This window comes from Waterburya sp., from assembly GCF_058530065.1.
Window position 1 is genome coordinate 1 of record NZ_JBZNBU010000069.1, and the last position, 9,041, is coordinate 9,041.

Genomic DNA, 9,041 nt, shown 5'->3' on the forward strand with positions numbered 1-9,041 from the left:
CCATCAACACTTAAACGACTCAGAGAAGTACCAGTCACATCATCCAAACGAGGCAAATCGCGATTTTCTAAACGTATTCGCAGCAAGTCTTGACCAGAAAAGCTAGTATTAAAATTCAATCTGCTGCGATAACCAAAGGTAATTTCACTACTATCATCTTGACTAAAGCTATCGGTTAAAAAAAATAAAACCTGACCTTCAAATTTAGTGGTTGTAGAGAATTGTTGAGATTCAATTTGAGTAACTTTAGTTTCCAACTGTTCTATTTTATTTGTTAAACGAGTTAATTCTGGAGCAAAATCTCGTCGTAATCTTTGCAATACGATTAAATCTTGTCCTGACGTAATATTTTCAATCTGTTGCAGACAACTATTTAAACCAACCGCAAATTCAAAGCGAGTTATTGAGCTATTGTCATTGCTCTGTTGCCATTGATAGGTGCAATCGTAACGTCGAGCTAGAGATTGTAAGACTTGATATTCCCAGTCTGTAGTTTGAATATTTTTTAGTTTCGATACGGAGGGACTAGATTCGATACTGTTACCTAAAGCTATAGGAGAAATAAATAAAGATGAAGTAAGAATAATTACAATTTTGAATGCTATTTTTATCAAGTGTCTGGAATGAAAAATGTTTTAGGTAGTGGAGTTTTTCTTAGGTAGGGGATAGGGGTTAGTGAGGTAGAGGAGAGGAGTGGAGAAGTAGTTTTATGGGATTAATGTAACTAAGCTGCTAGCAAATGGTAATATGCCCTGAAGAATTGGATAATTCCTACTTTGAGGATAGTGAATGACAGTTAAACTATCTTGAGCATGGGAAGTATTGACTTGAAAAGTATTCTTTAAAATTTGAGTAATTAGTTTATCTGAAGCAACAATTAAACCAGTAGATAAATGAGGTTGCTCTAGAGAGATTGATGATTTTTGTCTATTGGTAATCGTCTGTTGCCAGTTTAAAATATGGTTTGCTGCTAAAGGTAGGTGGGGAATTCGATATTCTGTAGCTAATTTCTGAGCGAATAATTCAGATATCAAAGTCTCAGTTAATAGTAAATCGATATTACCACTACCTAATTTGTTAAACAAAGAGCGATCGCTTATGCTTTTAGCATTAGTTTCGGATAACAATAACCATCGCCAACCAGTTTTCCCTGCTTTGAGCTTGGGTAAAGTTTCCCCCGAATGATCCGTAGCGTTTAAATATTTTAGTTTACCATCATGACTAGAACTAAATTCCAAACAGCTAATACCGCAATTAGACTGTTGTAAACTATGATAATTTTCTGGTTTCAAACCAACTGCCGTACTAATTAGAGCGCGATTTGTACCACCATGCGCCACGATTAAAATGGTTTGTCCCTGATGTTTGGTTAAAACTTGTTGCCAGAACAATCTTGCTTTCTCAAACAGTTCCAAAACGGGATATACATTACCAAAACTAAAAAGATGAGGTGTATTTTGCCAACAATTATAGGCTTGGGCGAACTTTTCTTTAACCTCTTGATAATAAAGTCCCTGCCAATGAGACATACAAATTTCCGTCAACAGGCGATCGCTATATACTGGTAGTACACTGTCTTTTCCCAAAGCAGTAATAATCTCTTGAGTAGTTTGCCGTACTCTTTTTAAAGGACTGGTATAAATGGCATCAAAATTATCTTCTTTAAGAGCTAATCCCGTGGCATAAGCATCTTGATGTCCTTTGGCTGTTAGGACTGATTCATCACTACTACCTTGATATCTACCCTGTTCGTTATAAGTGGTGCGAGCGTGGCGGACGAGGATTACTTTGGTGGAGGGGGTTGAGAGAGTAGAGGCGGTAGGAGGTAGTGGGTAGGAGATAGAATTTTTCACGATCTATTGACTGCCAATGAGAAGATACTGTTTTTATATTTATTGCGATCGATGAAAGGGTTATGAAGCTTAAATGAGATATTTTTCACAATTTGATACCGCTTACTGATATAAGCAGTTAAGATAGTGCAGCAAATGTTACTTGAAGATAGCAAGTGAAGAGTTTTGACGAAAATGTAGCTCGAAAAGTCGCTACAGAAATTGCTGTGGGCGATGACGAAAGTTTTCTAATTAATTCATTTGTAGAGGTTTGTCGATTTCTGTCGCAAAATTAGTCGAGTTTATCTTGGAGAGGTGGTAATAAACCATCTGTTTTTGCCCAAGAAGGATTAAATAAATTGGCAGAGGCTTATTTTGCGGGTTATAGAAGAAGTGATTTACCAGCAGAACCGTCAACAGTTCCTGATGAAATGGTATCTGTTCTTATGAGAGAATTTTACGGATACTCTGATTCAGATTGCCAAAGAATCCAAGTTGAGCATCAACGTTCCATGTGTGCTGAAAATTGTGTAGGTAATTTGTTGGAGAGGTATATTAATTCCTTGCTCAAGGACAAAGGTTGGTATTGGTGTTGTGGTGATTTTGTAAAAGCTATTGATTTTTTGAGTAAAGATGATGAAGGACAATGGTTTGCATTACAAATAAAGAATAGAAACAATTCGGAAAATTCCTCTAGTAGTGCTATTCGCGATAATACAACAATTCAAAAATGGTTTCGCTCTTTTTCCAAAGACACCAAAAAAGGAAGACCATCATTTACAAACTGGGATAAGCTGCCTTCGTTAATGCAAGAACATAATCTTAGCGAACAAGGATTCAAAGAGTTTGTTCTCGAATATGTTCGAGAACGCAAAGCAAAATAATCAATTGCTTAATAATTCTAACTGTTGATGCTGCACTGTTGCTCTATCTTTGCGGTTATTAAATTCTTTTTCCCAGGCTTCATCGCTAGTTTTTTTATATCTTGAATATTTAAAATTAGGATAGTTTTTAATAATTTCTCCCTGGATTAAGGAGTTAATTAGTTTTCCCACTGCATACCCCAAACTTATTGGAACAGCATTACCAACCTGTTTATATTGCTGAACTAAAGAACCTGCCAAGTTCCAATGATCGGGAAATTCTTGAATTCTTTTGTATTCTTGAATAGATAAAGGTCGATCTGCTTCTGGATGAGCTAAATCGGTAGCAGGCATAGCGGGATGAGTAACTAAAGTAGGAGATGGTTTATCCCAGGCTAAACGGCGAAAAAAACCAGTTTTTCCGCCACCAGAGTAATATGAATTACCCATAGCTTCTTTTTGTAGCTCTACAGGAAGATCGCGCCAATTCTGTCCCGATTTTAGCAAACGATAATATTTGAGACGCTTCTCAGGAAAATTAAGATGTGAATGGCTTTTAATTCCTTGTATTGCCTCTTTAACAGTTCTCCATTTCGGCAAATTGTACTCACCATTTTCTGCATGAGTCGGCTGTAAAAATGGAATGTATCCGCCATCTTTACGACAAATTATGATAACTCTTTCTCTGATTTGAGGTGTACCAAAATTAGCAGAATTATAAAGGTTAAAGCTATATGAATAACCAGATAGTTTCAGCTTGCTCAAAACAAAATTTAATGCACCACCCTTTAACTCATCTTCCGATAGATCGGGAAAACCGCCACCTCTTTGGTCGTGAGGACGATGTTCGAGAGGACAAGATAACAAACCGCGTACATTTTCAATAACAATAAATTTAGGCTGTAATTCTAAAGCTAAATCGATATACTTTAAAAAAACATTTCCTCGATCGTCATTGAAAGCTTTTCGTTTTCCTGCTGTACTAAATGCTTGGCAGGGAGGACCGCCCATAATCAAATCTATAGAATCATTTTGGCTGAGATTAGCAGCATCTAGTATATATTCAGCAGAATAATTATTTATATCTTCTAATAAAGCTACATTGGGTCTGTTGATGGCTATTGTTTGCTGGCAAAACCGATCTGATTCACAAGCTAGTAAAATATCAAAACCTGCTTTTTCTACACCTAAATCCAATCCCATTGCACCAGAGAAAAAACTTAAGGCGATCGGTTTTTTTCTTCCGTTGTCAGTCAAACAAAATTACCTCAATAAAATCTATCTCTGTATTTTACACAATTAATTAGTTTTGTACAGAAGTACTAACGTTTGCTGTAGGCGATAAAGAGTAGCATAGTTTTTGCCTTGCTGCATTAACTGCTGGTGAGTGGCAGATTCGAGAATTTTTCCCTCTTCCAAGTAATAGATGCAATCTCTGTTTGAAATCACTAGGCTATAAAAAATCGTAGTTAAGAGAAAAATGAACTCCGTTTTCTTGCAAAGAATCTCCTCGGGTTTCAATATCTACAAGGGGGATACCCCAATCCAAACGGGCGTTAAATTTAGTTCCCATAGTAAAGTTTAAGCCAACTCCCAAGGAAGGTAGAGTTTCGTTGGCAATTTCTACATCATCGGCATTCCATAACGTACCGATATCGAAGAAAGGAGCGATTTGCACTAAACCACCAATTCTCTTGAATCTAAGGACGGGAATTCGTAATTCCGCAGAACCAAAAACCCCATTATCTCCCAAACTCAAGTCTTGACGATAACCCCTAACGCTATTTACGCCACCAATTCTAAATTGTTCTAAAGGTACGAGGCTTCCCCCTGCAATTTGTACGTCTCCCCGCACCAGGAATAAAAAGTCTTCAGATAAACGCCTAACCCACTGGCTTTGTCCCCGCCAAGCAAAGAAAGTACTATCGGGGACATCTCCTTCATTGATGGTGGGATTGAGAGCATCGACTCCCAAACTAAATTGGGAACGAAAAGCTAGAACTTTTTTATCGTCTCGATTGACATATTCTTGGGAGAATCTAAGCGCACTAATTCTAGTTTCTCCATCTTCGTTAGCACCGCGAGATAAAAGAAAACCATCGTTTTGGAGAAAAGTCTCACTTTCGCTGCGGGAAAAACTCAATCCTAGAGCAAATTCTCGGTCTGGTTTTAAAATTAGAGGTTGACGTAGATTTAGTTCGTAATAGCGAGATTGAGATTCTAAGTCGATGGGAGTAAAAGGATCTTCGACTACATCGTTAGAATTAGTTCCAAAAGCGGCTTTAATTGTGCCATTTTTCGAGTTAAAAGGTAGGGCATAAGCTAGATCGAAACTATTGCTACCTTCTGTATTGCTAAAATTAAAATCAAAACGATCGCCGTTTCCTAATAAGTTACCGTGATTGAAACTAACAGAACGTTGAATCGAACCAACACTAGGGGATTTATTGTTATCGTAGCCAGCACTGAGATTGAGTACATCTGCTTCTTCGACTTCTATGTCTAGCAAACTAGTTCCAGGTTCAATTCCTGCAGATAATTCTGCCGAAACATTAGCGATTAGAGGATCGAGACGGAGTAATTGCAGGGCGAATAATAATGACTCTACATTGACTGGTTGTCCCGCAGCGGTTTCAATACGCGAGGAAATGTATTTAGGAGTCAGGCGTTTTGTCCCAGAAACATTAATTCCTTCTAATTTTCCTTCTAAAATAGCAATTTTGACCGTACCATTATCTAATTCTTGGGGAGGGATATAAGCACCAGAATTAACATAGCCTCGATCGGTGTAAAGCTTGGTAATGATGCTTCTAGCTTGAAATAACTCTGGTAAAGTGAGAGGACGTTCGCGATAGGATTTAATAGCACTGTTTAATTCTGCTTGACTAAAGACGCTACTCCCGACCACATCAAAATCTTTGACCACAATTTGTTCGGGAATTTCATCGCCGTTAGAGTCTTTCACTAAAAGAGAATTTTTTGGCTCTCGATTAAAATCTGCTGGAGATTGAGATTGTAAAAGAGAGTTGTCGGCGATCGCTTTTGTTTCCAGATCTAATTGTGTTAGATCGATTTTTAATATTTCCCCCGAATCATCTAATTCTTGAGAACTTGCTTCTTCTGCATGGAGGGGTTTGAGTCCCATTACCACAACAAAAGCACCCAGAAAATATAGTGGTAAAAATAATGAGCGATATTCTAAATTAAATTTAGAGCAATCTGGGGTATTTAATTGTTGCCAAAGAATTTTTGGTACAAACATATTGGTAACAGTATTCAATATAGAGCCACAGTCATAACATTCCCAAAAATGGTCGGTAGATAACTCAACTGTAAGTAATAAAGCTAGCTATTTACTGCTCTTTAATTTGATAGCGCATTCCTGGTAGTTGAACGATTAAATCTAGCAACTCTAATTGAGATAAAATAGCTAGGATTTCTCCCGTACTTTTGCCAGTGCGATCGACAATCGTATCTAAAGGCAGAGATTCTCGATTCATTAGCTGATATATCTCAACTACTTCGGGTTCTAGCTTGGGTAATTTTGGTTTTGGGGGTACAAGACGATCTAAGCATGGCATAGTACCTAATAATTCTAAAAGATGCTCGATACCCAAAATTACATGAGCCCCAGAATTGAGTAGGGCAAGACAGCCAAGAGACTGAGTATTATCGAGAGAACCAGGCAAAACATAAACATCACGACCAAATTCGTTAGCAAAACGGGCGGTAATTAATGCTCCCGATCGCTTTGGTGCTTCAATAATTATGGTCGCCCGACACAACCCAGCAATAATGCGATTGCGGGCGGGAAAATGCCCCCGATCTGGGTTCGTACCCGCTGGATATTCGCTCAAGATTAATCCTTTGGTTTGCAGTTGTTGGTGTAGCTGGCGATTGCTGTAAGGATAAACTGTATCTACTCCCGTACCCAATACAGCGATCGTTCTACCATTTGCCGACAAACAACTATGATGGGCTACTGTGTCTACCCCTGCTGCCATGCCAGAGACAATAGTAAAACCATGCTGTACTAAAGCTGTAGCGATTTTTTTGGTCCATCGTTTGCCATATTCTGTTGGGTTGCGCGTCCCCACAATCGCGACTGCGGGAGTAATACCTTGGTTTTCTTGTAGTTCTACTGTTCCTGAATAGTAGAGTAATGGGGGAGGGCTGGGGGTTTCTAAGAGCAAGCGCGGGTATGCTCGATCTGTAGGTATCCAGAAGTGAGGATTTTGCTGTAAATGTTGCTGTAGAATTGTTTCTGGCTCGATCTTGCTTCTTTTATGTCGAATAGCCTTAACCACCTTATTACCTAAGCCTTCTATGTCGCCAAAAGCGATCGCCTCTGCCTGCCAAGCTGTTTCTAGAGAGCCAAAGTGTTGATAAATCTTTTTTAGAGAAACCGCCCCAATACCAGAAATCTGCGACCACGCCAGCCAGTAGGCTCGTTCTAGTTTCATTTGAGAAATTCCTAAATAGTTTTTTTGACTACTAACCAGTCAGTTATAGCAATCGAACTATAATTTGGAATTTGAGTAATTACTTGTTAGCTGTTTTCTCCAAAGTAATATAAGTAAAAATTTCATAAATTATTGTTATATGTCTGAATGTAACGAGAATTTAATCTTGATTTGACAAACCAGCAATTTTATTCATTTGCAACAATCGAGACACTTTTAAGATGGCAATATCGCCAAATACATAAAAAACAAACGCCCCAAAAGGAGGGTTGGTGGTGTGAAATAAATTGAAAGCACTTTCTTGCCACTGCCAACATCCTAAGCCAGTGCCTAAAAGCTCGATATAGAGGACGAGAAAACCCATGATGGGGTAAATCAAACGGCAACCCCGCCACCAAATTATCAATCCGAAAAGAATGCCTAAAAAGGCAGTAAACATATCCTGCCAAAAGATGATCGTGCTGGCAAAAATCATTCCTTGTATAGTTAGGAGAATGGTTTGGAGTTTATCTCGCTTGGCGATCGCGGGTAATTGGGAAAGCATTAAACCAGTACTAAAGAGAATAGCGTGTCCTAAAGGTACGTAAAGGGGAACGGTTTCTAAGCGGTAAGTATAGACTTCTAAAATAGAGCTAAAGATATATTCTGCTAGGGCAGAGAAAGGTACAAATATAATTGCCATTAACCTTTCTGGAAAATCTAAGACTGTTAGTAAAGCCAGAAAATAGATTGCAGCTAATAAATTGGCAATTAATTGTCCTGAAAGATTTGCTTCAGCATACCAAAGAGAATCAGCACCAAGAACTAAAGCTACCAAGGGAAAAAATCCAACGATAAAAAGATAACGAGATAAAAGAGAAGAGTTTTTTAAAAGCATTTTTGGTATAGGTTTCTGTCAATAGAAAGAGGTTTTAACGAAATCTTCTTCATAGGATATGTATGGGTCGTACTAAATAGAATTAAAACGCCCAATAGCACAATCAAAAAACTAATAGCATGGAAGATTCAACAAAGACTCAGAAAACTTGTAATTTAAAAGTTTGGGACGGTAAAAGCTGGCATGAATTAGAAGTCAAAAAAGGTTTAATTCTGCGCCAAGCATTGATGGAAAACGAACTTTCTCCCCATGATGCTATTACCAACTATGTTAACTGTCGTGGCGATGGCGTATGTGCCTTTTGTAGCGTACGTCTCAAGTCTGATGCACCAGAACCTCAACAATGGCTTGATAATTTTACCTCTAAATTAGGTTGGCGGTTATCTTGTAAAGTTCCCGTAGACAGAGATCTCGAAGTAAGTTTAGTTTAGCCTCAACTTATTACCGTTTTTCTTTAAATTGTAAAATAAATGAAAATCTTCGTTTTTAATACAGAACCTTGGGAACGTGAAACATTCGATCGCTTGCAAGGCGACCATGAAGTGAAATATGTCGATCGCCCTTTAACCGCCAATAATGCGAGTCAATATGAGGATGCAGAAATTATTTCCACCTTTATTTATTCCGACCTTCATGGCAATGTCTTGGAACAATTACCTAATTTACAATTAATCGCTACCCGTTCTACTGGTTATGACCATATCGATCGCGATTACTGTCTGGAACATAATATCAAAGTATGTAATGTTCCTACCTATGGCGAAAACACAGTAGCAGAACACGTATTTGGTTTATTACTAGCTATCAGTCATAAGTTAATTGAGGCTACCGAACGTACCCGCAAAGGAGATTTTTCCCTGCAAGGACTTCAAGGCTTCGATCTGCGGGGTAAAACTTTGGGAGTCGTCGGTACGGGAAACATTGGTTTGTGTGTAATCGAAATTGCCAAAGGTTTTCGTATGGAGGTAATTGCTTTTGATGTTAAACCTAAAGAAGATTTAGCGAC

At 38.3% G+C, this 9,041-nt stretch carries 8 protein-coding genes and 1 pseudogene; 3 read left to right on the plus strand and 6 right to left on the minus strand.

The features are described from left to right. Positions 1 to 614 (minus strand): iron uptake porin (locus AC33VI_RS04590; RefSeq protein WP_491781090.1); only part of this gene is annotated, 614 nt, incomplete at its 3' end. A 93-nt stretch (positions 615 to 707) separates the two neighbouring features. Beyond that, entirely contained in the window at positions 708 to 1,853 is a 1,146-nt protein-coding gene (locus tag AC33VI_RS04595; RefSeq protein WP_491781091.1) for a histidine phosphatase family protein, read from the minus strand. Between the two features lie 293 nt (positions 1,854 to 2,146). On the opposite strand from AC33VI_RS04595, the pseudogene AC33VI_RS04600 reads away from it, so the two are divergent. Continuing rightward, a pseudogene (locus tag AC33VI_RS04600) lies at positions 2,147 to 2,716 on the plus strand (SinI family restriction endonuclease); the annotation flags it as partial. Here AC33VI_RS04600 and AC33VI_RS04605 read toward each other — a convergent pair. The 4 genes from AC33VI_RS04605 to AC33VI_RS04620 all read right to left on the minus strand — a co-directional run bounded on the left by AC33VI_RS04605 (position 2,717) and on the right by AC33VI_RS04620 (position 8,035). Then, the gene (locus tag AC33VI_RS04605) at positions 2,717 to 3,952 is read right to left on the minus strand and encodes a DNA cytosine methyltransferase (protein ID WP_491781092.1); all 1,236 of its coding nucleotides are present in this window, start codon (positions 3,950 to 3,952) and stop codon (positions 2,717 to 2,719) included. It abuts the pseudogene before it with no gap. 196 nt (positions 3,953 to 4,148) lie between these two features. Then, positions 4,149 to 5,957, minus strand: coding sequence for a ShlB/FhaC/HecB family hemolysin secretion/activation protein (locus tag AC33VI_RS04610; RefSeq protein WP_491781093.1), 1,809 nt, complete (start codon positions 5,955 to 5,957; stop codon positions 4,149 to 4,151). Between the two features lie 91 nt (positions 5,958 to 6,048). After that, entirely contained in the window at positions 6,049 to 7,158 is a 1,110-nt protein-coding gene (gene dprA / locus AC33VI_RS04615) for a DNA-processing protein DprA (RefSeq protein ID WP_491781094.1), read from the minus strand. Between the two features lie 160 nt (positions 7,159 to 7,318). Then, positions 7,319 to 8,035: a hypothetical protein gene (locus AC33VI_RS04620; protein ID WP_491781095.1), complete on the minus strand. Its 717-nt coding sequence runs from the start codon at positions 8,033 to 8,035 to the stop codon at positions 7,319 to 7,321. Positions 8,036 to 8,154: 119 nt separating this feature from the next. Here AC33VI_RS04620 and AC33VI_RS04625 point away from each other — a divergent pair, with 119 nt between their 5' ends. Together AC33VI_RS04625 and AC33VI_RS04630 are read left to right on the plus strand one after the other, a co-directional pair. Next, on the plus strand, positions 8,155 to 8,466 hold the full coding sequence (locus AC33VI_RS04625; protein WP_491781096.1) for a (2Fe-2S)-binding protein: 312 nt from the start codon (positions 8,155 to 8,157) through the stop codon (positions 8,464 to 8,466). A gap of 39 nt (positions 8,467 to 8,505) precedes the next feature. Next, on the plus strand, positions 8,506 to 9,041 hold a 536-nt coding region (locus tag AC33VI_RS04630; RefSeq protein ID WP_491781097.1), incomplete at its 3' end, for an NAD(P)-dependent oxidoreductase.

Bases quoted from the DNA above. Each gene is read 5' to 3' on its own strand.
- AC33VI_RS04620 (WP_491781095.1), bottom strand. From the start codon at position 8,035: ATGCTTTTAAAAAACTCTTCTCTTTTATCTCGTTATCTTTTTATCGTT.
- AC33VI_RS04625 (WP_491781096.1), top strand. From the start codon at position 8,155: ATGGAAGATTCAACAAAGACTCAGAAAACTTGTAATTTAAAAGTTTGG.
- AC33VI_RS04610 (WP_491781093.1), bottom strand. From the start codon at position 5,957: ATGTTTGTACCAAAAATTCTTTGGCAACAATTAAATACCCCAGATTGC.
- dprA (WP_491781094.1), bottom strand. From the start codon at position 7,158: ATGAAACTAGAACGAGCCTACTGGCTGGCGTGGTCGCAGATTTCTGGT.